This window comes from Massilia aquatica, assembly GCF_011682045.1.
Classification (GTDB): Bacteria; Pseudomonadota; Gammaproteobacteria; order Burkholderiales; family Burkholderiaceae_D; genus Telluria_A; species Telluria_A aquatica.
In genome coordinates this window covers 191,149-213,826 of record NZ_VVIW01000007.1, presented here as the reverse complement: position 1 = coordinate 213,826, position 22,678 = coordinate 191,149, and the positions used below count along the sequence as shown (strand labels likewise).

The window sequence follows — 22,678 nt, the reverse complement described above, 5'->3', positions numbered from 1 at the left end:
GCAATGGCGGTCAGCCAGCCTTGGCGCGCTTGCGCTTTTTGGGCGCCAGCATGGTGCCGGTGCAGGTCGGCGCGCCGCAGCGGCACTCGAACGCTTTTTTGACAGCCGGCGTGTGCCGCTCTTCGTAGATCAGCGCGTAGTTGTATTTGAGTTCTTCGTCGCGCATGATCGGGTGCAGGGCGTAGATGAACACCCTGCCCTCGTCTTCCTGGGCTTCGCAATTCGGTTCGCAAGCGTGGTTGATGAAGCGCGAATCGTTGCCGCCACGGCCACCGTCGATGACCATGCCGTCGGCCAGCGAAAAGAAAAACGTGTGGTTGACCGGCCCGCCGCCGGCTTCGGCGCGCAGCGCCGATTCGTCGGACGTGATGCGCTCGCCCGTGTATTCGGCGATCTGCTCGCCCGGCTCGATGTCGCGCGTGGCAAAGACGCCGTTGCCGTGGATGGTGGAGCGCCGTACTTCGTAGCAGGCGGGCTCGGTGTTACTGGATGGGGAGGTTGTGCTGTTCATCCATCTATTTTACTGCGCTTGCCAGCCGCCGCCCAATGCCTGGATTAACGAAATCGCGGTGCTCTGGCGGTCGCCCTGCGCCTGCACCAGCGCGCGCCGCGCCGACAGCGCGCTGGCCTGGGCCTGCACCACTTCGCTGTAGCTCACCTGCCCCGCCTTGTAGCGGTTGAGGATCTGCGCCTCGACCTGGTCGGCCGATTCGGATGCCTGGCGGCGCAGCACCAGCTGCTGCGCCAGCACGCGCGTGGCGGAGAGCTGGTTTTCCACGTCGCCAAAGGCGTCGAGCACCGTCTGGCGGTAGCGCGCCACCGCTGCCTGCTGACTGGCCTCGGCGCCCGCCACGCTGGCGCGCGTGGCGCCCGCGTTGAACAGGCTATGCGCCGCGCTCAGGCCAAAGGACCACAGCGCGTTCGAGGCGCTGAACAGGTCCGACACGCGGCTGCCACCGTTGCCCACGGACGCGGTCAGGCCGATGTTCGGATAGTAGGCCGAGCGGGCGATGCCGATCTGCTCATTGGCCGACGCCACGCGCCGTTCGGCGGCGGCGATGTCGGGCCGGCGCTGCAGCAGCGCCGACGGCACGCCGGCCGGAATCTCCGGCACGAACGCCTGCCATGGCGCGCTGGCCAGGGTAAAGTCGGCCGGCGCCTTGCCCAGCAAGATAGCGATGGCGTGTTCGAACTGGGCGCGCTGGCGCGCCAGCGACAAGGCGTCGATTTGGGCGTTGGACAATTGGGTCTGCGCCTGCAAGACGTCGGACTTGGTGGCAATGCCGGCGTCGAAGCGGTTCTGCGTGATCTGCAGCACCCGCTGGTAGCCTTCGATGGTGGTCGCCAGCAGCGCCGCCTGGGCGTCGGTCTGGCGCACCACGAAATAATTGGCCGCCAGTTCGCCCTGGGCCGACAGGCGCGCGGACGTCAGGTCGGCGGCGCTGGCCTGGGCATTGGCGCTGGCCGCGCTCACGCCGGCGCGCAGGCGGCCCCACAGGTCGGGCTCCCAGCTGGTGCCGATGTTGAGGCGGTAGTTGTTATCCGCTCCGGCATTGCGCGTGCCCGAACGCTCGCCGCTGGTACTGAGCGACACGCTCGGAAACAGCGAGGCACGCTGCTGCGCTACCTGCGAGCGCGCTTGCGCATACGAGGCCACGGCGGCGGCCACGTTCTGGTTCGATACGTCGATCTGCGCCGCCAGCCCATTGAGAATCGGATCGTTGAACAGGGTCCACCAGGAGCCCCGGTCGAGTGCATCGGCCGGGGCGGCGGGTGACCAGCCCTGCGCTTCCTTGAAGGCAGCCGGTTCAGGCGTGGTGGGCTTGACGTAAGCCGGGCCGACGGCGCAGCCGCTCAGCAAAAAAGCGGCCAGCGGCAGAAGATGAAGGAGCTTGTTTGCGCACATAGGATTACTCATTGTGGATTAGGTGAGGCAGCGTTGTCGGCGTGATGACCGGGCTGGCGCTCGGCGGGGCTGCGCCGGCGCAGCTTGTCCATGACGACGTAGACGACGGGGGTGGTGAGCAGGGTCAAAACCTGGCTGGCAATCAGCCCCCCGATGATGGCGATGCCGAGCGGGCGGCGCAGCTCGGAGCCTTCGCCGAATCCGATCGCCAGCGGCAAGGCGCCCAGCGCGGCGGCCAGGGTAGTCATCAAAATCGGGCGAAAGCGCAGCAGGCACGCTTCGCGCACCGCCGCCAAAGGCGACAGGCCGCGCGTGCGCTCGGCCTCGAGCGCGAAGTCGATGATCAGGATCGCATTCTTCTTCACGATCCCGATCAGCAAAAACACGCCGATCAGGGCGATGATGGAAAACTCCATCTTGAACAGCAGCAGGGCCAGCACCGCGCCCACGCCGGCCGACGGCAAGGTCGAGAGCACCGTGATCGGGTGCACCAGGCTTTCGTACAGGATGCCGAGCACGATATAGATAACGACGATGGCCGCCGCAATCAGCATCGGTTGTTCCTTGTTCGATTCGTCGGCCGCGCGCGCCGTGCCCTGGAAGCTGCCGCGCACATTGTTCGGCATGCCGATATCGGCCTCGGCCTGCTTGACGGCGGCCTGGCCGGCGGCCAGGTTGCTGCCCGGCGCCAGATTGAACGACACCGTCGTCGCCAGTTCCCCGTCCTGGTGGTTAACGGAAGTGGGCGTCGAGCTTTCGGCAAAGCTGGCGATTGCCGACAGCGGCACCATCGTGGTCGCTTCACTGCTCAAAGCCTGCCCGCTGGATGGATCGCGCGAGGCGGTGGTGTTGGCCGGCGTGGCGGCGCCACCGGAACTGGATGTGCCGCGCGAGGGCACGTACACATCGTTCAGCGCTTCGGGCGACTGCTGGTACTGCTTTGCCACGCCCATGATCACGCTGTACTGATTGAGTTCATCGTAGATGGTCGTCACCTGGCGCTGGCCGAAGGCGTTGTAGAGCGCATTGTCGACGTCGCGCGGGTTGATGCCGAGGCGCGCGGCGCTGTCCTTGTCGATCTGGACGAACATCTCGACCCCGTTTTCGGCCTGGTCGGTGTCCACATCGACCAGCGCGCTTTGCCGCTTCATGGAATCGGCCAGCTTGCCGGCCCATAGTTTGAGGTCGGCGCGGTTGTCGCTCTTTAAGGTGTACTGGTAGGTCGAGTTGGACTGGCGCCCGCCCATGCGCAGGTCCTGCACCGGGTTGAGGAACATCGACACGCCGGTCACCCTGGCCAGTTGCGGACGCAGGCGCGCAATCACGGCCTGGCCGCCATCGGTACGTTCGGATACCGGTTTAAGGTTGATGAACATGAAACCGCCCCCTGCCCGCCCGCCGCCGGTAAAGCCGACCACCGTGGCCACCGCCGGATCGCGCCGGATGATGTCGACCAGTTGCTTCAACTTGGCCTGCATGGCCTGGAACGAAATGCTCTGGTCGGCGCGGATGCCGCCGCTGATCTGGCCCGTGTCCTGCTGCGGAAAGAAGCCTTTCGGCGCGGCGGAAAACAGGTACACATTCAGGCCGATGACGAACACGAAGATCAGCATCACCAGCGCGATGCTGTCCAGCGCCCAGTCGAGCGAATGCTCGTACGCCTTGTGGATGCGGTCGAAACCGCGTTCGGCCCAGCGCGCAAGGCGGCCGGGCTGGCGTTCGATATCGGTCGGTTTAAGCAGCCAGGCGCACATCATCGGGGTAGTTGTGAGCGAAATGACCAGCGAAATCATTACCGCCGCCGACAGGGTGACGGCGAATTCGCGGAACAGGCGGCCCACCTGCCCGCCCATGAACAGCAGCGGAATGAACACCGCCACCAGCGACAGGCTGATCGAGAGCACCGTAAAGCCCACTTCGCGCGCGCCGAGCAGCGCCGCCTGCATGCGGTCCATGCCGTTTTCGATATGGCGCGCGGTGTTTTCCAGCACGACGATGGCGTCGTCGACCACGAAGCCGGTGGCCACGGTCAGCGCCATCAGCGACAGGTTGTTCAGGGAAAAACCGAGCATGTACATCACGCCGAAGGTGCCGAGCAGCGACACCACGGTGGCCACCGCCGGGATGATGGTGGCGCGCACGCTGCGCAGGAACAGGCTGACGACCAGCACCACCAGCAAGATCGAGATGATCAGGGTCAGCTCGATTTCGGCCAGCGACGAGCGGATGGAGTTGGTGCTGTCGGAGGCCACTTCCAGCTTCACGTCCTGCGGCAATTGCGCCTGCAATGATGGAATCAGGGCGCGCACGCCGTCCACCGTTTCGATGACGTTGGCGCCGGGCTGGCGCGTGATCAGCACGATCACGGCCGGCTGGCCGTTGAACAGACCCAGTGTATTGACGTTTTCGACGCCGTCGATTACTTCTGCCACGTCGTCCAGGCGCACGGCGGCGCCGTTGCGCCAGGCGACCACCAGGCTGCGGTAGTCGGCCGCGCTGCGCCCGCCGGTGGCGGTGCTGGCCTGCGAGTAGATCTGCAGGCGCAGGCCGTTGCCTTCGATGGCGCCCTTGGGGCGATTGGCATTGGTCGACTGGATCGCGGCGCGCACGTCTTCGGTCGAGACGCCGTAGCGGTTCAGCGCATACGGCAGCAGCTCGACGCGCACCGCCGGCAGCGAGCCGCCGCCGATTTCCACGTCGCCCACGCCCTGCACCTGCGCCAGCTTTTGCTGCACCAGGTTCGATACCGACTCGAAGATCTGGCCGGGCGACTTGGTTTTGGAAGTGAGCGCCAGGATGATAATCGGCGCGTCGGACGGATTGGCCTTGCGGTAGGTCGGGTTGCTCTTGAGCGTGGACGGCAGGTCGGCGCGGGCGGCGCTAATCGCCGCCTGCACTTCGCGCGCGGCCGAATCGATCTTGCGGTTCAAGTCGAACTGCAGGCTCACGCGGGTCGAGCCGCTGCCGCTCGACGAGGTCATTTCGTTCACGCCGGAGATGACGCCGAGGCGCCGTTCCAGCGGGGTGGCCACGCTGGTGGACATGGTGTCGGGGCTGGCGCCCGGCAGCGATGCGCTCACCGAGATGGTCGGAAAATCCACCTGCGGCAGCGGCGAGACCGGCAGCACGAAGAACGCGCCGATGCCGGCCAGCGCAATGCCCAGCGTGAGCAGGACGGTGGCGATCGGGCGCCGGACAAAGGGTTCGGACAGGTTCACTTGGCAACCTCGCCCGCAGAAACGGGAGCGGCATCTTTACGCGACCAGCGCCGCGCCAGGCTGTCGAAGCCGAGGTAAATCACCGGCGTCGTAAACAGCGTGAGCAGCTGGCTGACGATCAGGCCACCGAAAATGGCCAGTCCCAATGGGCGGCGCAATTCGGCGCCCTCGCCCCAGCCCAGCATGAGCGGCACCGCCGCGAACAGCGCGGCCAGGGTCGTCATCAAAATCGGCCGGAAGCGCAGCAGCGCGGCCTGCTGGATCGCTTCGCGCGGGGCCATGCCCTTCTCGCGCTCGGCCTCGATGGCGAAGTCGATCATCATGATGGCGTTCTTCTTGACGATGCCGATCAGGAGGATGATGCCGATGATGCCGATCACGCCCAGGTCCTGCCCGCTGATCATCAGCGCCAGCAGCGCGCCCACGCCGGCCGACGGCAGGGTGGAGAGGATCGTCAGCGGATGCACATAGCTTTCGTACAGCACGCCCAGCACGATGTACACGCACACCACCGCCGCCAGGATCAGCCACAGCTGGTTCGACAGTGACGCCTGGTAGGCGCCGGCCGCACCCAGGAAGGTCATGGTGACCGATGCCGGCAGCTTGATCTCCAGCGCGGCGGCGCGGATCGCTTCGACCGACTGGCCGAGCGAGACGCCGGGCGCGGTATCGAAACCGATGGTAGTGGCCGGGTATTGCGCGACGTGGGTGATTTGCAGCGGCGCCGGCTGTTCGGTGATGGTGGCGACCGCCGACAGCGGTGTGGTCTTGCCGGAGGCGGTCTTGATCGGCAACTGGCCGAGCGTGGCGATCGACATCTGCGCGTCGCGCTGCGCTTCCAGGATCACGCGGTACTGGTTGGTCTCGGTGAAGATGGTCGAGACGATGCGCTGGCCGTAGGCGCTGTACAGGGCGTCGTCGATCGAGGCGGCGGTGACCGACAGGCGCGAGGCCGTGTCGCGGTCGATGCTCACGAACGCCGAGGTGCCGGTGGCGCCGGCGTCGGTCACCACGTTGGTCACCTGCTTGTTTTGCTGGAGGTGCTTGACCAGCGCGCTGGCCCACTGGCTGACGGTGGCGCTGTCGGCCCCTTCGAGCGAGACCCGGTACAGGGTCGGGCCGCTTTCGGCGTCGATGGTCAGATCCTGGGTCGGTTGCAGGTACAGGGTAATGCCGGCCACGTCGGCCACGCGGCGGCGCAGGCGTTCCATGATCTCGGCCTGGCTGGACGCCTTGTCGTGCTTCAGGTTGATCAGCATGCGGCCGGTGTGCAGCATGGTGTTGTTGGCCGCGTCGACGCCGACGTTGGAGCTGAGCGACTCCACATCGGGGTCGGCCAGGATCGCCTTGCCCGCCGCCTGCTGCAGTTCGGCCATGCGGTCGTACGAGATCGACTGGCGCATTTCCACGCGCGCCTGGAGCTGGCCGGTATCCTGGGTCGGAAACAGGCCCTTCGGGATCAGGATGTACAGCACGGCGGTGAGCACCAGGGTGGCCAGGGCGACCAGCAAGGTCAATCCCTGGCGCGCCAGCACCCAGTTCAGGGCATGGCCGTAGCGCACGATCACGCGGTCAAAAAACGCCTGGGTGCGTTGCGCCATGCGGCCCGGCTTTTCGTCCTCATGGCTTTTCAGCCAGCGCGCCGCCATCATCGGCACCAGGGTCAAGGACACCACGCCCGATATCAGGATGGTAATGGCCAGGGTGATGGCGAACTCGCGGAACAGGCGCCCCACCACGTCGCCCATGAACAGCAAGGGAATCAACACGGCGATCAGCGACACCGTCAGCGAAATGATGGTAAAGCCGATCTGCGCGGCGCCCTTGATGGCGGCCGCCATCGGCGTTTCGCCTTCTTCGATGTAGCGCGCAATGTTTTCGATCATGACGATGGCGTCATCGACCACGAAACCGGTGGCAATCGTCAGCGCCATCAGCGACAGGTTATTCAGGCTGTAGCCGAGCAGGTACATGGCGCCGCAGGTGCCGATCAGCGAGATCGGCACGGCCAGGCTGGCAATGACCGTGGCGCGCACGCTGTGCAAGAAAGCGAAAATGACCAGCACCACCAGCGCCACGGCCAGCAGCAGTTCCAGTTCGACGTGGGTGACCGAGGCGCGGATGCCAGTGGTGCGGTCGGACAGAACGTCGAGCCGCAGCGCGCCGGGCAGGCTCGCTTGCATTTCGGGCAGGCGTTCCTTGATGGCGTCCACGGTGGCGATGACGTTGGCGCCGGGCTGGCGCTGCACGTTCAGGATAATGGCCGGCTTCATGTTGGCCCAGGCGCCCAATTTCACGTTTTCGGCGCTGTCGACCACCTTGGCCACGTCCGACAGGCGCACCGGGGCGCCATTGCGGTAGGCGACGATCAGTTTTTCATAGTCAAGCACGGTCAGCAGCTGGTCGTTGGCGTTGATCGCGTAAGAGCGCGTGGGACCGTCGAAGTTGCCCTTGGCACTATTGGCGTTGGCGCCCGAGATCGCGCTGCGCAAGGTATCGAGCCCGAGGCCGTAGGTTGCCAGCGCGCCGGTATCGGCCTGGATGCGCACCGCCGGGCGCTGTCCGCCGCTCAGGGTGACCAGGCCCACGCCCGACACCTGGCTGATTTTCAGCGCCAGGCGCGTGTTGACAAGATTCTGCACCTCGGTCAGCGGCACCGTGTCGGACGTGATGGCGAGCGTGAGCACCGGCGCGTCGGCCGGATTGACCTTGGCGTACACCGGCGGCGCCGGCAGGTCTGCCGGCAGCAGCGAGCCGCCGGCGTTAATGGCCGCCTGCACCTCCTGCTCGGCCACGTCGAGCGTTTGCCCGAGTCCGAACTGCAGCGTGACGATGGACACGCCCGAGGCGCTGGTGGAACTCATGCGCTGCAGGCCGGACATCTGGCCGAAGCGGCGTTCCAGTGGCGCCGTGACGGTGCGCGCCATGACTTCGGGGCTGGCGCCCGGGTACAGGGTCTGCACCTGGATGGTCGGGAAGTCGACCTGCGGCAGCGCCGACAGCGGCAGGAACTTGAAGCCGACAAAACCGGCCAGCACGATCGCCAGCATCAGCAGCGAGGTGGCGACCGGGCGGGCGATGAACGGGGCCGACGGATTCATCGCGCACCCCCTGCACCGCGCGTGGCATCGCGCGCCACCATCATTGCGGCGCTCCTTCACGCTGGCGGCGGCGCCCGCCAGCGGCGCCGGCTGCCGGCTTGTCGGTCGGCAGGGTCACCCTGGCGCCGTCCTTGAGGCGGTCGGCGCCTTCGGTAATGACCTGCTCGCCGGCTTTGAGACCGGTTTTCACTTCGACCTTGTCGACCGTGGCCTGGCCGCGCGTGACGGGCCGCACGGCGACCGTGCGTTCGGCGGCATTGAGCACGTACACAAAGTCGCCCGTGCTGCCGTGGCGCAGCGCGGTCACCGGCACCACCACCGCATCCTTGATGGTGCGCAGTTCAAGGCGCAGGTTGACGAACTGGCTGGGGAACAGCGCCTGGTCGTCGTTGGCGAAGCGCGCCTTGGCGCGCACGGTACCGGTCTGCACATCGACCTGGTTGTCGAGCGCCTTGAATTCGCCTTTGGCGAGCGACGTGGTACGGGTGCGGTCGAAGGCGGTGGCGGGCAGGCCGGCGCTGTCGCGGATGCGTCCCTGCAGGTCGGGCACGCGGTCTTGCGGCACGGCGAATTCAACGTCGATCGGCGAGAGCTGGGTGATCACGGCGATGCCGTTGGCGTCGCCGCTGCCGACCAGGTTACCCATGTCGATCACGCGCAGGCCAACCCGGCCCGTGATCGGCGCCTTGACCTGGGTGTAGCCCAGGTTCAGGCGCGCCACCCCTTCGGCGGCGCGGTCGGTCATGGCGGTGCCTTGCAGCTGCTTGACCAGCGCGGCCTGCGTGTCGACTTCCTGGCGCGCGATCGAGTCCTGGGTGAGCAGCGTGCGGTAGCGCTCCAGCGTGACTTTGGCGCTTTCCAGTTGCGCTTCGTTGCGCTGGCGCGTGCCGGCGGCCTGCATCAGCGCCATCTCGAACGGACGCGGGTCGATGCTGGCCATCACCTGTCCGGCCTTGACCAGCTGCCCTTCGCTGAAGTGGACCTTTTGCAGGATGCCCGACACTTGCGGGCGCACCGTGGCCGTGGCGGCGGCGGTGACGGTGCCGAGGGCGTCGAGGATGACCGGGATGTCGGTGCGTTCGGCGGTGGCCACGCCGACCGTGGTGGCCATGCCGCCGCCGCGTCCACCACGCCCGCCCCCACCAGCAGCGGGAGCGCCGCCAGGGCCGGCCGCTCCGGGAGCGCCAGGGGCGCCGCCGGGGCCAGCCGCCGGCTGGTGGGTCAGGTACCACGCCAGTGTGCCGAGTCCGGCCATGGCGAGTACGGCAATCACGCTACCGATGATCTTGGCACGGCGGCTGCGCCGTGGCTGGGAAGGTGATGGGTTCATGCTTTTCCTTGTCTTGATTGCAACGATTATTGAAGCAACTCTAGCATGGAGAAGGCAAAAAGCATGTTTCGCGGCAGGGCCAACGGGCGCCGGAATCGGGCGATTTGTGCACTGTAAGGACGCGCGCGCACCGCCGCCGGAACCAATGGTCCGGCGGCGGCTGCGTTTTCATAGGGAGACGATGGGTTGCGGGCGAGTTTGTAACAGGCTACATGGCGTTACAAAGTCGCTACAAATTGATGGCCTTGCGGGCGGATGGGCAGGGTTTGCCCATCCGCGTCGTGCAGAAAAACCTCAGGGCGCGGTGCACATGCAATGGGTGACCGCCGCGAACGGCTTGCGGCCGTTGGTCATCTCGGACAGCCAGCCCAGTTCCTTGCTCACTTCGGCCACGGCGCTCGATGGCACGCCGCTTGGCATCAGGCCCAGTTTGACCTCGATGTTGACCGCTTGCGCGGCGCTGACGCCGAACATGGTCACGAAGCGCTCGAACGGCGACACATCGCGCTCGATGTAGGCCACGCGGTAGCCCTCGGCCAGCTTGGCGCGCCTGGCGGCCGACTTGAGCGCGTCGGTGTAGCTGCCGATGGTGTCGACCAGGCCGCGTTCCCTGGCTTGCACGCCGGTCCATACGCGGCCCTGCCCCACTTCGTCGATCTTCGGCTGGGTGGTCTTGCGCGCCGCCGCGGCCTTGGTGGTGAAGTCATTGTAAATATGGTTGATGCTGCTCTGGATCACCTGGGTGAAGCGCGGGTCGAGCGGACGCATTGGGTTATAGGCATCGGCCAGCCAGGTGGTGGTGGTGCCGGCGGTGTGGATGCCCAGCTTGTCGACCACTTTTTCAGCCGTCGGCAGGATCGCGAACACGCCGATCGAACCGGTGATGGTGGCGCGGTCGGCAAAGACTTCGTCGGAGGCCATCGAAATCCAGTAGCCGCCGGAGGCCGCCACGCTGCCCATCGACACCACCACCGGCTTGCCGGCGGCGCGCGTCAGTTCCAGCTCGCGCCGGATCAGTTCCGAACCGAAGGCGCTGCCGCCTGGCGAATCGACGCGCAGCACGACCGCCTTGATTTGCTTGTCTTCGCGCGCCTTGCGGATCAGGTTCGCGGTGGACAGGCCGCCGATCGAACCGGCCGGCGCATTGCCGTCGGTGATTTCGCCGGCGGCCACGATCACGCCAATGCCGTCGCCGAACATCTGCGGACGCAGGCGCGCCAGGTACTCGTCGAAACCCACCTGGCGGAAGCTCTTGCCGTCGTCATCCGGGGCACCGCGCGTGATCATCATGGCGCGCACTTCGTCGCGCGTTTTCAGGCCGTCCACCATTTTGGTGGCCAGGGCCAGCTTGCCGGTGTCGCCGCCGGCTTCTTCCATCAGGGCCGGCAGCGCTTCGATTTTCTGGGCGATCCAGCCGGCCGGCAGCTTGCGGTTTTTCTCGACGTCGGCGGTGTAGCCGGCCCACAGGGCGTTGTACAGGAAGGCGTCCGCTTCGGCGGCGGCCGGCGACGGACCGTTGCCGATGTACGGCTCGGCGAAGCTCTTGTAGGTACCGACCTTGATCAGGTTGACCGTCACGCCGACCTTGTCGAGCGCATCGCGGTAGTAGTTGCGATAGCGGCCGAAACCTTCGATGTGGACGGAGCCCATCGGATGCACATACACCTGGGTGGCGTGCGAGGCGATGCGGTACTGGCGCTGGTCGAAACTGCTGCCCCAGGCGATGACCGGTTTGCCGGCCGCCTTGACCCGTTCGACCGCCAGACCGACTTCGTTGAGCATGGCCAGGCCGGCGCCATCCATCTGGTCGAGCAAAAGCAGCACGCTGCTGATCTGCGGGTCTTTGGCGGCGCTATCGAGCACGGTGAGCACGTCGCGCAGCTGGACCGATTTGCGCACGTCGCCGCCGCCCACATTGGCCATGAGCGCGTCGCGCACGTTGCCGCTGTGCTGCTCGACCAGGTCGCCCTTGATTTCGAGGACCAATGCGGTCTTGGCCGCGATCGGCTTGACGCCGCCGCCGAAGATCGCCATCAGCAGGAGAACCACGATGATCAGGAACAGCACGTTGAGCACGCCCCGGCGCGTGCTGTCGATGACGTTCCAGAACATGCCGAAACCCCGGCGTAGGGTGGACAAAGGTTTAAATGACATCGGTACTCCGGCGAAAATGGGGTGGGTAAAAGGCTAAGGGTCTACTGTAAGCGAAATCGCCGCAACCCGTTCGGAAATGCGGGAAGGCGCCGGCCGGGAAATAGCCCACAAGCCGGCAAACACCAATATGCCATTAATCATGAGCAGCTCAAGCCCAAGGCGATAACTTCCCAACAGCAATGTTTGATTATATTCAAAGAAGGCGCAGATAAACGGGCCGCCGACGGTCACCAGCGGCACCCAGCGGTCCCTGAGGGTGCGTTCGGTCAGCATGCCGAAGGCGAACAGGCCAAGCAGCGGGCCATAGGTGTAGCTGGCCACTTTGAGGATCACGCCGATCATGCTCGGGCTGTCGACCAGTTTGAAGGCCATCACCAGCAGCAGGAACAGGGCCGCGAAGCCGAGGTGCACGCGCTGGCGCCAGCGCACCTTGTCCTGCTCCGACAGGTCCTGGCGGCGCGTGAGGCCGAGCAGGTCGATGCAGAAGGTGGAGGTGAGCGCGGTGATGGCGCCGTCGGCGCTGGGGAACAGGGCCGAGATCAGGGCGATCAGGAAAATAATCTGCAGCGCCACCGGCAGGTGGCCCATGACGACGGCGGCGAACAGCTTGTCGCCGGTGGCGGCCACGCCGGCGGTGGGCGCGTACAGGGTCAGCAGGCCGCCGAGGAACATGAACAGCGACAGCACCGCGACCAGGATCGCGGTCAGGGCCAGCAGGTTTTTCTGGGAGTCGGCCAGTGTCTTGACGGAGATTGTCTTTTGCATCATCTCCTGGTCCATGCCGGTCATGGCGAGCACGATGAACACGCCGGCGACGATCTGCTTGAGGTAGAAGTTGGGGCTGTCGACGGCGGTGGTAAAGACGCGCGCCAAGCCCTGCTCCTGCATCCGTGCCAGGCTCTGGCCGACCGACAGGTCCATCTGGCCGAGCAGGATGGCGATGCAGGCGAGCAGGCCGAAGAGCATGCAACTCGTTTGCAAGGTATCGGTCCAGACGATGGTCTTGACGCCGCCCTGGTAGGTGTACATCAGGATCATGCCGAGGATGACCAGGGTGGTGAGCCAGAACGGCACGCCGAGGCTGTCGAGGATGATGGCCTGCAAAATGTTCACGACCAGGTACAGGCGCGCGGTGGCGCCCAGCAGGCGTGACAGGATGAAGAATGATGCGCCGCTCTGGTAGGCGCGCCGGCCCAGGCGCTGGTTCAGGTAGTCGTAGATCGAGGTCAGTTTCAGGCGGTAGTAGAGCGGCAGCAGAATGTACGCGACCGCGATGTAGCCGATCACGTAGCCGATCAGGAGCTGCATGTAGCCGAAGCCATCGCGCCCGACCGCGCCGGGCACGCTGATGAAGGTCACGCCCGAGAGCGTGGTGCCGACCATGCCGAAGGCGACCAGTTTCCAGTTGCTGCTTTTGTTACCGATGTAGAAGCTGTCGTTGGTGGCGTTGCGCGAGGTGGCCCAGGCCACCCCAAGCAGCAGGGCGAAGTAGGCGATGAGGATGAACAGGAGTAAAGCGGGTGACATGGCATTTTCGTTGGATGGGCGAACGGGCAGCAATATACACTGTACCGGGCCTGTGCTGCCGTCACCCCCTCGGAATCAGCTCGACGATGCAGGCCCTCGCCTGTCCTGCCTCGACCAGCACTTCGGCTGCTGTAACCGGCAAACTGAATCGGCGCGGGCCCGCGCTGCCGGGGTTTAGGTACAGCACCGGCCCGCGCTGCTCGGTCAGCGGCTTGTGCGAGTGTCCATACACGACCACCCTGGTATCGGCGGGGAGCGCGGCCGCATCGAGATCGGCGATGTCGTGCAGCGCGTACAGGCGCACGCCGCCCGCCTCCAGCACCGCGCTGGCCGGAACAGCGGCGGCCCAGTCGCCCTTGTCGTTATTCCCGCGCACCACCGTCAGGGGCGCAATCGCGGCCAGCCGGGCCAGGATGTCGGCATTGCCGATATCGCCCCCGTGCACGAGGAAGTCGCTCCCGGCGAGGAAGTCGAGCGCCTCGGGGCGCAGCAAGCCGTGCGTGTCGGAGATGACGCCGATGCGCAGCATCAGATGCCCTGCCCCGCCACGCGCCGGAACGGCCCGATGCAGGCGTCGAACGATTCGGCGGCGCACATCACGAACAAGGTGCCGGACGGGTGAAAGTGAACGAAGTGCGTGACCGTGGCGTCGGGCTTCATGACGGCGCCGGCGCAGTCCTCCTTGCCGTTGCCCTTGACGTAGCGGTCGACCAGCTTGTAGAAGCCTTTGGCGCTCGGCTTGGCCGGAATATCGAAGCGGCTCTCGGACACTTCATCGGCGCTGGTCACCAAGGTGGTGCCATCGCCGCGGAAGCGGTAGGTTTCGGAGCAGCTCCCATCGGGCAGGGTCAGCTTCCAGATGCCCAGGATGGGATGGCTGGCCGCCGGCGCCGTCGCCTGCGCAGCGGGGGCGAGGACGGCCAGGGACAGCGCAACGGCGGTGAGCATACGCATGGCAGTCTTCCTAGTCGGGAGGTCGTGGCAACAAAGTGAAGTTTGCACCATTTTGCGAATGCGTGCAGGGCCCGGCTTGCGTGCGCGCGAACGATGGGACCAGGGCGCTCACTCGCCTGGCGCGAACGGAACGTCGGTATGAAGGGAACGCGGTGGTGGTCGACAGCGGATTGACGGCGTAAATCCGCTGTCGACAGCGCGCAAGGGCATGGCGCCCCTGCGCGTGGTGGTGCCTGCTATTTGCTCTTGGCTGGCGCCTTCGGCTTGGCCGGACGGCGGCTGCGCGGGATCGCTTTTTTGGCTGGCTTGGCCGGTGCTTCTTCATCGCCCTGGTCGGCCGGCAGTTCCAGCACGAGCGGTTCCGGCTCTGGCTGCGCCTGCGCCTCGGGAATCAAGGCCACGTCGGCCTGCTTGGCCGCCTTTTTCGCCGCAGGTTTGCGCGCCGGACGGCGCTTTTCCTGCACCGGCGGCTCTGGCGCCACTTCCGGCTCCAGCGCCACTTCTTCTTCGACCTGCGCAACCGGGTCGTACCATGCGGGGACAGCTTCCACCGGCTCCACCGCTTGCGGCACGCTCGCCTCGACAGCGTCGCTGCGGTTGCGTCCACCACGGCCGCGACGGCGCGACGACTCGGGAACAACCGGCTCGGCGTCCGCCGTTTCCGGCTGCGGGTCGTACCAGGCCGGCACGCTGGCTACCGGCACGGCGTCGATCTGCTCCGCCACATCCTCGGTCTCCAGGCTTTCCGGTGCGATTGCTTCGACGTTGTCGTTGCGGTTGCGTCCACCGCGGCCACGTCCGCGACGCGGCGCTTCCGGCCTGGCTGCCGCTTCTTCGGCTACCTCGGCCAGCGCCGGCGCGTCCTGCATGGCTGGCGCCTGCAGTTCCACGGCGTGCGCCTGATGGTTGTTGTTGCCGGCATTGCTGCTGCGGTAAACATAGGCGCCGGATTTTTCGTCACGGCCGAATTCGAGCATGCCGCGGTTCTGCGCTTCTTCGAGCAGGTTGCCGAAGGTGCGGAAGCCGTAGTAGGTCTCGTTGAAGTCGGGACGGCGGCGCTTGAGCGTGTCCTTGAGCAGCGACGCCCAGATCTTGCCGCTGTCGCCGCGTTCGGACACCAGCGCATCGAACATTTCGACCACCAGGTCGATGGCCTGGGCCTTGCGCGCTTCGAGTTCTTCCTTGCGGCGGTTGCCTTCGTCGGGCGAACGTTTTGCCTGCGGCTGCACCTTGCGCTCGTCGCGCTTGGCGGCCGCGCGTTTCACTTCGCGCACCAGGTCGTCGTAGAAAATGAATTCGTCGCAGTTCGCCACCAGCAGGTCCGAGGTGGACTGCTTGACGCCCACGCCGATCACCTGCTTGGCATTTTCGCGCAGCTTCGACACCAGCGGCGAAAAGTCGGAGTCGCCGCTGATGATCACAAACGTATTGACGTGCGATTTGGTGTAGCACAGGTCGAGCGCATCGACCACGAGGCGGATGTCGGCCGAGTTCTTGCCGGACTGCCGCACATGGGGAATCTCGATCAGCTCGAAGTTCGCTTCATGCATGGTGGCCTTGAAGCCCTTGTAGCGCTCCCAGTCGCAGTACGCCTTCTTGACCACGATGCTGCCCTTGAGCAGAAGCCTTTCGAGGACCGGCTTGATGTCGAATTTTTCGTAGTTCGCGTCACGCACGCCGAGTGCGACGTTCTCGAAGTCGCAAAACACCGCCATGCTGATGTTGTCTGAGGATGAAGCCATATGATCTGTTCTCTAATGATGGTTTTGCCAAGCTGATCTTGGATTATACGCAACAACCCGATCCGGGCAATGGCTGCCCGGTATCGGGAGTGGCGATGTTGGTGTAACCGGACACAAAACGGCTGGCCGCGCCGGTGACGGGGTCGTACACATGGCGCGCAATGCGGCCGATGTCCGCGCCGTACACGTGGATGCTGACCGAGACCGCGCCGGGGCTGGCGTTCGACACGCGGTGAATGTCGCCCACGCGCGGCGACACCACGTCGATCGCGCCGGCGGGCAGATGGTGCGCGCCAAGGGCGGTGAGCGCTCCACCGCCGGCCGCTGGCGCAAATTCCTCGCACTGTTCGGCGCCGCGCAGCACGCCGACCATGCCCCACACGGTATGGTCGTGCACCGGCGTGGCCTGGCCCGGCCCCCAGACGAAACTGACCACCGAAAAGCGCTGTTGCGGGTCGCAATGGAGCAGGTATTGCTGATAACGATCCGGGTCGGGTGCGGCGCATGCGGCGGGCAGCCAGTCGTCATGCGCGATCAGGCAGGCCAGGAGCGGCTTGCCCTGTTCGAGAATGCGCGCCTCGTCGCGCGCGGCTGTATCGACAAGGCTGGTGAAGGCAAGTACGAAGTCGTGCAGGCGGGACGGATTATTCATCGCTTCATCTTCAGGGTGGCCGGTGCAGCGAATATAGCATCTCCGCTGTGCTTGACGTGTCCGCGCGCGGCTGGCACACTGGCCGCTTCGATTGACTTCCACAGGAGACTACACCATGCATACGAATGATATTGCCCTCCTGTCGGCCGCCTGATCCCGCCACAACCCGCCTGCCTGACGTAGTTTCCAGACTAAGTTTCCGGACCGAGTCCGGGCTGAGCTTCGTGTGTTGATGCGCGCCTGATCGCGCGCCGACCTCCGTTTTCCTTTGCTGCGTGCTGTTGCGCGCGGCCTGTGCCCGCGCGCGTCGCGGGCAAACGAATCCGGGAACACACCCTCATCATGATCCACATTGATTTTGAATTACTGCGCACTATCGGGCTGACGCAATCGGTCGCCAGCCAACTCGCCACCATCAACGACGCTGCGGAAGGCACGCTTCTGGCGCGTGTGACGCAAGTCCACCGCGACGGGGCCGTCATCCACGACGGCGTGGCCGAATCGCGCGCGCGCTCACTGAATAAACTGGTGCAGTCGCTGCAAGCGAACGACACCGCCCTGGCCGTGGGCGACTGGGTGCTGGCCGACACCCACGCGCACGGCGAACAGTGGCTGTCGGAGCGCCTGGCGCCGGTGACGCACATTGCGCGCCGCACCAGCGACGGGCGCCGCCAGTCCCTGGCCAGCAACGTCGATACCGCGCTGCTGGTCATGGGCCTGGACCACGACTTCAACCTGCGCCGGCTCGAACGCTACCTGGCGCTGGCCGAATCGACCGGGGTCGAGCCGGTGGTGGTGCTGACCAAGGCCGATATCGGGCATGAGGTCGAGGAGCGCATGCGCCAGCTCACGGAACGGCTGCCGCGCCGGGTGCAGGCGTTCGCACTCAACGCGCTGGGCGAGGAGCCGGCGCGCATCCTGGCTCCCTGGCTGGCGCCGGGGCAGACCTTGATCCTGTTGGGAACCTCGGGCGCGGGCAAGTCGACCCTGACCAATGCGCTGTCGTCAAGCCGCCAGGAGACCGGCGCCGTGCGGGGCGGCGACAATCGCGGTCGCCATACGACCACCGCGCGCTCGCTGCACCTGTGCCCGAGCGGCGCCTGCATCATCGACACGCCGGGCTTGCGCTCGTGGCAGCCGGATGCCGATGAAGAGGCGCTGGCGGCGAGTTTTGATGATATCGGCGAGCTAGCGCGGCATTGCCAGTTCCGCGATTGCGCGCATGAGGAGGAACCCGGTTGCGCGGTGCGCGGGGCGGTTGATGCGGACCGCTTGCTGAACTACCGCAAGCTGCTGCGCGATGCACGGCGCAGCCAGCAAACACCGCTGGACCGGATCGCGGCGCGCAACAAGTGGAAGGTGGTTATCAAGGCGCACAATGCCAGGACACGGCAGCGCGACTGAACGATCAGGAGCGGATCAGCGCGGCGCTGTAATGGCGCCCGCTTGCGGCGGGGTGGCAGATGCGAACTCCGCCGCAGATGGCTGGTGAGGCACCGTTGCCGCAGGCGTGCCGGCAGGTGGCAGGCGAGCCGCGAGATCGAGGATCTGCTTGTTCAAATAGATACCCTGGCCGACCACGCTGAATATCACGGTCATGGCGAGTGCGACGCACCATCTCATCGTGCTCGTCAATGCGGTGTGGACACTGCCATGCAGCTTGCTCATGTCACCAGTCAACGTGGTTCGGAGATCGACATGCATTCTCTCAACATCCAGGCGCAACTCGGCCAGATCGGCTTTGGTGGCCAAGGTCGGCAAGATTGTGTCGAAACGCGTTTCGAGCACTGTTAAGCGGCGGTCCATATCGGTATCGTAAGGCGGTCCGCCGCCGCCCGCAACAGACGCACGTTTGTTTTCCGGATCCGGCGGACCACTGTTTACCACATTCATGCTCATGAATTCCTCCCGTTAACGCGGACATCACCGTACCAACAAGTTTACGCCTGCACGATTGCCGCCATCGGGCTTTCACAGCACGCTTTGTCGTGAATCAGACCGTCAACAAACAGGGGGGACTAATTGAACTTGTCGATGGTCGTAAAGAATGACGTTACGACCCAATCCACTACTCCACTTTGGCGGGTTCAATGGAACGGGTCGATCGGGAACGGATCAGCGCGGCGCTGCGATGGCGCCCGCTTGCGGCGGAGAGGCAGATGCAAGCTCCGCAGCAGATGGCCGATGAGGCGCCGCTGCCGCCGGCGCGCCGGCCGGTGGCAACCGTGCCGCGAGATCGGCAATCTGCTTGCTTAAATGGGCGCTTTGATCGGTAATCTGCTTGTTTAAATAGATGCCTTGGCTGACGACACCAAGGATGACGGTGATGGCAATGCCAATGCACCATTTCGCCATGCTCATCAAGGAGGCGTGAACCTCCGCGCGCAGCTTGTGCATTTCGTTGGACAGCTTGTTAATGTCGTCGTTCAGCTTGGCCTGTAAATTGAAAAACATCCTTTCCAAATCCAGGCGCAACTCCACCAGATCGGCTTTGGTGGCCAAGGTCGGCAAGATTGTGTCGAAACGCGTTTCGAGCACTGTAAGGCGACGGTCCATATCCGCATCATAAGGCGGTCCGCCACCGCCTGCAACAGACGCACGCTTGTTTTCAGAGTCCGGCGGACCGCTGCTCACCGCATTCATGCTCATCAATTTCTCCCGTTGGCGCGGACATCACCGCACCAACAAGTTTACGCCTGCACGATTGCCGCCATCGCGCTTTCACAGCGTGCTTTGTCGTGAATCAGACCATCAAGAAACAAGGGGAACTAATTGAACTTGTCGATGGTCGTAAAGAATGACGCTACGGCCCAACCCGCTGCTCCACTTTGGCGCGTTCGATGAAACGGGTAACGTCTTCGTCGAGCAGCAGGCCATCGTCGCGCAAGGCCCTGGCCGCGATCGCCACCGCCTTGGCGTATTCCAGCCGCGTCTTGTAGCGCTGCGAGAGCGCGCGGCGCGGGTCGCCTTCGCGCGGCGTCGCCGCCAACGGCACCGACAAGCCATTCAGGCCGCACAGCTGGTCTTCGGCAAAGCCGCGCCGGCGCAGGTTCCAGCCGGCGTAGGTGGCCAGCGGCACCTCCACATCGGGCAGGCGAATGCCCGCAATATCGTGGCCGTCCACATCGGCCATCGGCACCAGCACCTGATAGCGCTTGTCCGGCGCAGGCCTGGGCGGCAGGCTGGCGTAATCGACCACCGTCAACTCGTTCACTCCTTCCGGGTAGCCGACGCCGATCTTGCCCAGGTCGGGAAAGCCGACCGCGTCGCGCTGCGGCGTCGTCAGCATGGCGCTGGCGATCTGCGGAAAGCGGCTGGCCGGCGGCTCCTTGCCGCTGCGCGCCCACGCCACCAGATGATCAAGCAGCACGCGCACCGTTGGCCCCTGCTGCGCCGTATTGTTCGCCCACTTGCAGATGCCGACCGTGGCCCGGTCGGCCGCCATGTGCTGGGTGGACGACATGAGATAGGCGCGCACGCCGGCCGGCAGCGCAATGTCCTTGCCGGCGCCGTCGGTCACTACCAGCGAGGCGCGGCCCTGCCAGAATTCGAGGCTGCTATCGACGTGCATCAGCTTCGGGCAGGTGTCGCTGGCCTGGCAACGCGCGAAGATGCCGTCGGTTGCACCACTAACCGGGTCTTTCGTCACGGCGTAGCTGAACGGGAACTGGTCACCATAGGTCCAGTGGTTCAGGTGCCCGGTGGAGTAGCGTTCCGGCCGGCCGAAGCGGCGGTTGACAAAACTCTTGCGGCTGCCGGCGATGAGCGGCATGGCGCCGTCGAACACCTTGCCGCCGCGCGGATCGGCGTTAAAGCCCTGCCAGATCAGGTCGCGCAGAAAACGCCCCGGCTGCGATACGCCCAGCGCCAGCGCCACGTCGGGCTTGATATCGGCCAGCGGGTTGGGCTGGCCGGCGCCATCGGCCATGCCCGACTTGAGATGGCTGGTAACGTCGCGCAGCGCCGCCATGCCCAGGCCCATGACGACCGGATCGCGCGCCTCGTACTGGAACTGGTAGATCGCGCCGGCGTCGAACCCGCGCGGGCGCGTGATCTCGATGCGCGTGGGGCTGGTATAACGCCACGCGTCAGCCGGCAGCGCGACCGGCGTGGCGGTGGCATGCGCGCGCACGTTCAGCAGCGCGCCCGCCTGGCTGGCCGAGGCGGCAGGATAGGCCAGGTCGATGGCGCCAGTGGGTTTGATATCGTCGAACACCTTCTCTTCGACACTCTGGCCGGTGATTGGCTGGTCGCCCAGGCGCGCCGTTGGAAACGTGGTACCGGCCACGTCGCCGTTGCTTGCTAAGCCGATATTGCCCTGCCACCCGATCCACGCCAGCGTGTGCCCGCGCCGCATCAGGAAGCCGTTGCCGGCGTCGCGCGCGCTGCCTTCGTTGACCACGTCGAGCGCCAGCTTGCCGCCACGGTTGGGGATGTCGAGCACCAGCACGCGCGAGGCTTTGGCGGCGTCGCGCGGGCGCAGCAGGATGACATCGGTATCGTACCGGACCCAGCCGCCGCTCGTGGGTGCATTGTCCAAGTCCGTGATGGCGCGGTTGGCCGGATGGTGCGGGTCGATGCGCAGGTGCGCGATGGCGACGATCTTCTCGTAGGCGCCAGCATCGTCGAAGACCTTGCCGTCAAAAGCGGGACCGCGGCTGACGATTTCGAAGCGCTCGACCTGCGCGGCCGGCGAGCCAGGGCCGCCGGGTGCCGCGCAGGCGGCCAGCATGGTGAGTACGATAAGGCATGGCAGATGGCGCAGGCAGGTCAATCTCAGCTCCTTGTGATCTGCCAGACGATAGCATGTCGGACCGGGTCAGGCAAAGACCACCGAGCGGTGCGCCGCCGTGCCGGCCATCACGCCATCGGCAGCGGCCCAGGTGGCATTATGCGGCATGCGCGCCACGTCGCCGGCGGCGAACACGCCGGGCACCGTGGTTTCCTGGAACTCGTTGGTGCGAACAAAGAGCCCGAGTGGACCCTCGTCGAATTCGCATCCGAGCTGCTGCGCGAGGGGGCTGGTGGACACCTGCGTGGCCAGGAAGGCGGCATCGGCCGGCACGCGCGTGCCGTCTTCGAGGACGATACCGTCCAGCGCCGGCGCCACCCCGCCGAGCGAGAGCACCTTACTGTGTTCGATGCGGATGCCGCGCGCGGTCAATACCCGCTCCTGCTGCGCGTCGAGCGCAATGCCGTTGGCGCAGTAGGTGACCAACGGCGACCATTCCGCGATCAGCTGCGCCATGTGGGCCGACATCGGCATCATGCCGATCACGGCGAGCCGGCGGCCCAGGAATTCGTAGCCGTGGCAGTAAGGACAGTGCAGGATCGAGGCGCCCCAGCGCTCGCGCACGCCGTCGATGGGCGGGAACTGGTCGACCACGCCGCTGGCCAGGATCAGGCGCCGCGCGCGCATGCGCTCCCCGCCGGCGAGGACGACTTCGAAGCCGCCGTCGATGGGCGCCGCGCTCTCGACCGTCGCATCGATCACGCTGGCGCTGGGGTACGCCAGTAGCTGGCGGCGGGCGTCGGCCATGATGGCGTGCGGTGCGCGGCCGTCGTGGCCGACGAAGCCGTGGGCGGCGGCGGCGAAGCGGTTGCGCGGCTGGCCGGCGTCGATCACGCGCACCGGGCGGTTGGCGCGCGCCAGCTGAATGGCGGCGGCCATGCCGGCGAAGCTGCCGCCGACGACGATAAAGTCGGTATCCATGTGCTTGTCCATTGTGTGTTCCTTGTTGTTTGGCTGAGCCGGCACACTGCCGAGCTTTAACGTAACAATGATAGTTACGTTAAAAAGTAATGTCAAGCGGCGTATAAACAGCGCGGAGGAACTGACCTCGGAGATGGTTTTTGCTACAGTAGCGGCATCATGAAACCAGAAGACCTCCAGCTGTTGCTGACCCGTGAGATGCCTTACGGCAAATACAAAGGCCGCGTCATCGCCGACCTGCCCGGCCACTATCTTGGCTGGTTCGCGCGCGAGGGATTTCCACGCGGCGAAATCGGCGAATTGCTCGCCCTGATGTACGAGCTCGATCACAACGACCTGCGCAGCCTGCTCGATCCTTTGCGCGGGCGGCGCTGAACGCTC

17 protein-coding genes are annotated in these 22,678 nt (G+C 65.5%); 2 read left to right on the top strand and 15 right to left on the bottom strand.

Going from position 1 to position 22,678, the window contains the following annotated elements; all coding sequences use genetic code 11:
• Positions 1–10: 10 nt before the first annotated feature.
• The 11 genes from F1609_RS14980 to F1609_RS14930 form a co-directional block, all read right to left on the bottom strand.
• Positions 11–511 (bottom strand): SET domain-containing protein, encoded by a 501-nt coding sequence (locus F1609_RS14980; protein WP_167077199.1) that lies wholly within the window; start codon positions 509–511, stop codon positions 11–13.
• Between the two features lie 9 nt (positions 512–520).
• Positions 521–1,906, bottom strand: a complete 1,386-nt coding sequence (locus F1609_RS14975; RefSeq protein WP_229421892.1) for an efflux transporter outer membrane subunit — start codon at positions 1,904–1,906, stop codon at positions 521–523.
• 8 nt (positions 1,907–1,914) lie between these two features.
• A complete protein-coding gene (locus F1609_RS14970) occupies positions 1,915–5,124 on the bottom strand; it encodes an efflux RND transporter permease subunit (RefSeq protein ID WP_167077197.1) in 3,210 nt (1,069 codons plus the stop codon).
• Entirely contained in the window at positions 5,121–8,225 is a 3,105-nt protein-coding gene (locus tag F1609_RS14965; protein WP_167077196.1) for an efflux RND transporter permease subunit, read from the bottom strand. The genes F1609_RS14970 and F1609_RS14965 overlap by 4 nt, the downstream gene beginning before the upstream one ends.
• Before the next feature lie 40 nt (positions 8,226–8,265).
• Positions 8,266–9,555: an efflux RND transporter periplasmic adaptor subunit gene (locus F1609_RS14960; RefSeq protein ID WP_167077195.1), complete on the bottom strand. Its 1,290-nt coding sequence runs from the start codon at positions 9,553–9,555 to the stop codon at positions 8,266–8,268.
• A gap of 294 nt (positions 9,556–9,849) precedes the next feature.
• On the bottom strand, positions 9,850–11,709 hold the full coding sequence (gene sppA / locus F1609_RS14955; protein ID WP_167077194.1) for a signal peptide peptidase SppA: 1,860 nt from the start codon (positions 11,707–11,709) through the stop codon (positions 9,850–9,852).
• Positions 11,710–11,742: 33 nt separating this feature from the next.
• Complete coding sequence (locus tag F1609_RS14950; RefSeq protein ID WP_167077193.1) at positions 11,743–13,236, bottom strand: sodium:solute symporter; 1,494 nt, start codon at positions 13,234–13,236, stop codon at positions 11,743–11,745.
• A gap of 61 nt (positions 13,237–13,297) precedes the next feature.
• Positions 13,298–13,765: a metallophosphoesterase family protein gene (locus F1609_RS14945; protein WP_167077192.1), complete on the bottom strand. Its 468-nt coding sequence runs from the start codon at positions 13,763–13,765 to the stop codon at positions 13,298–13,300.
• A complete protein-coding gene (locus F1609_RS14940) occupies positions 13,765–14,190 on the bottom strand; it encodes a hypothetical protein (RefSeq protein WP_229421891.1) in 426 nt (141 codons plus the stop codon). Before F1609_RS14940 ends, F1609_RS14945 begins: the two co-directional genes overlap by 1 nt.
• 236 nt (positions 14,191–14,426) lie before the next feature.
• Positions 14,427–15,932, bottom strand: coding sequence for an NYN domain-containing protein (locus tag F1609_RS14935; protein WP_167077191.1), 1,506 nt, complete (start codon positions 15,930–15,932; stop codon positions 14,427–14,429).
• A 43-nt stretch (positions 15,933–15,975) separates the two neighbouring features.
• The gene (locus F1609_RS14930) at positions 15,976–16,584 is read right to left on the bottom strand and encodes a cysteine dioxygenase family protein (protein WP_167077190.1); all 609 of its coding nucleotides are present in this window, start codon (positions 16,582–16,584) and stop codon (positions 15,976–15,978) included.
• A 342-nt stretch (positions 16,585–16,926) separates the two neighbouring features.
• Here F1609_RS14930 and rsgA point away from each other — a divergent pair, with 342 nt between their 5' ends.
• Positions 16,927–17,988: a ribosome small subunit-dependent GTPase A gene (gene rsgA / locus F1609_RS14925; RefSeq protein ID WP_167077189.1), complete on the top strand. Its 1,062-nt coding sequence runs from the start codon at positions 16,927–16,929 to the stop codon at positions 17,986–17,988.
• 15 nt (positions 17,989–18,003) lie between these two features.
• Here the strand turns inward: rsgA and F1609_RS14920 are convergent, their stop codons facing one another.
• The 4 genes from F1609_RS14920 to F1609_RS14905 all read right to left on the bottom strand — a co-directional run bounded on the left by F1609_RS14920 (position 18,004) and on the right by F1609_RS14905 (position 22,309).
• Positions 18,004–18,483, bottom strand: a complete 480-nt coding sequence (locus F1609_RS14920; RefSeq protein ID WP_167077188.1) for a hypothetical protein — start codon at positions 18,481–18,483, stop codon at positions 18,004–18,006.
• 216 nt (positions 18,484–18,699) lie between these two features.
• Positions 18,700–19,233 (bottom strand): hypothetical protein, encoded by a 534-nt coding sequence (locus tag F1609_RS14915; RefSeq protein WP_167077187.1) that lies wholly within the window; start codon positions 19,231–19,233, stop codon positions 18,700–18,702.
• Positions 19,234–19,387: 154 nt separating this feature from the next.
• Positions 19,388–21,358: an alpha/beta hydrolase domain-containing protein gene (locus F1609_RS14910; protein ID WP_167077186.1), complete on the bottom strand. Its 1,971-nt coding sequence runs from the start codon at positions 21,356–21,358 to the stop codon at positions 19,388–19,390.
• Positions 21,359–21,403: 45 nt separating this feature from the next.
• Complete coding sequence (locus F1609_RS14905; RefSeq protein ID WP_229421890.1) at positions 21,404–22,309, bottom strand: NAD(P)/FAD-dependent oxidoreductase; 906 nt, start codon at positions 22,307–22,309, stop codon at positions 21,404–21,406.
• 147 nt (positions 22,310–22,456) lie between these two features.
• Between F1609_RS14905 and F1609_RS14900 the strand changes: the two genes are divergently transcribed.
• Positions 22,457–22,672, top strand: coding sequence for a DUF3820 family protein (locus F1609_RS14900; RefSeq protein WP_167077185.1), 216 nt, complete (start codon positions 22,457–22,459; stop codon positions 22,670–22,672).
• Positions 22,673–22,678 lie beyond the last annotated feature (6 nt).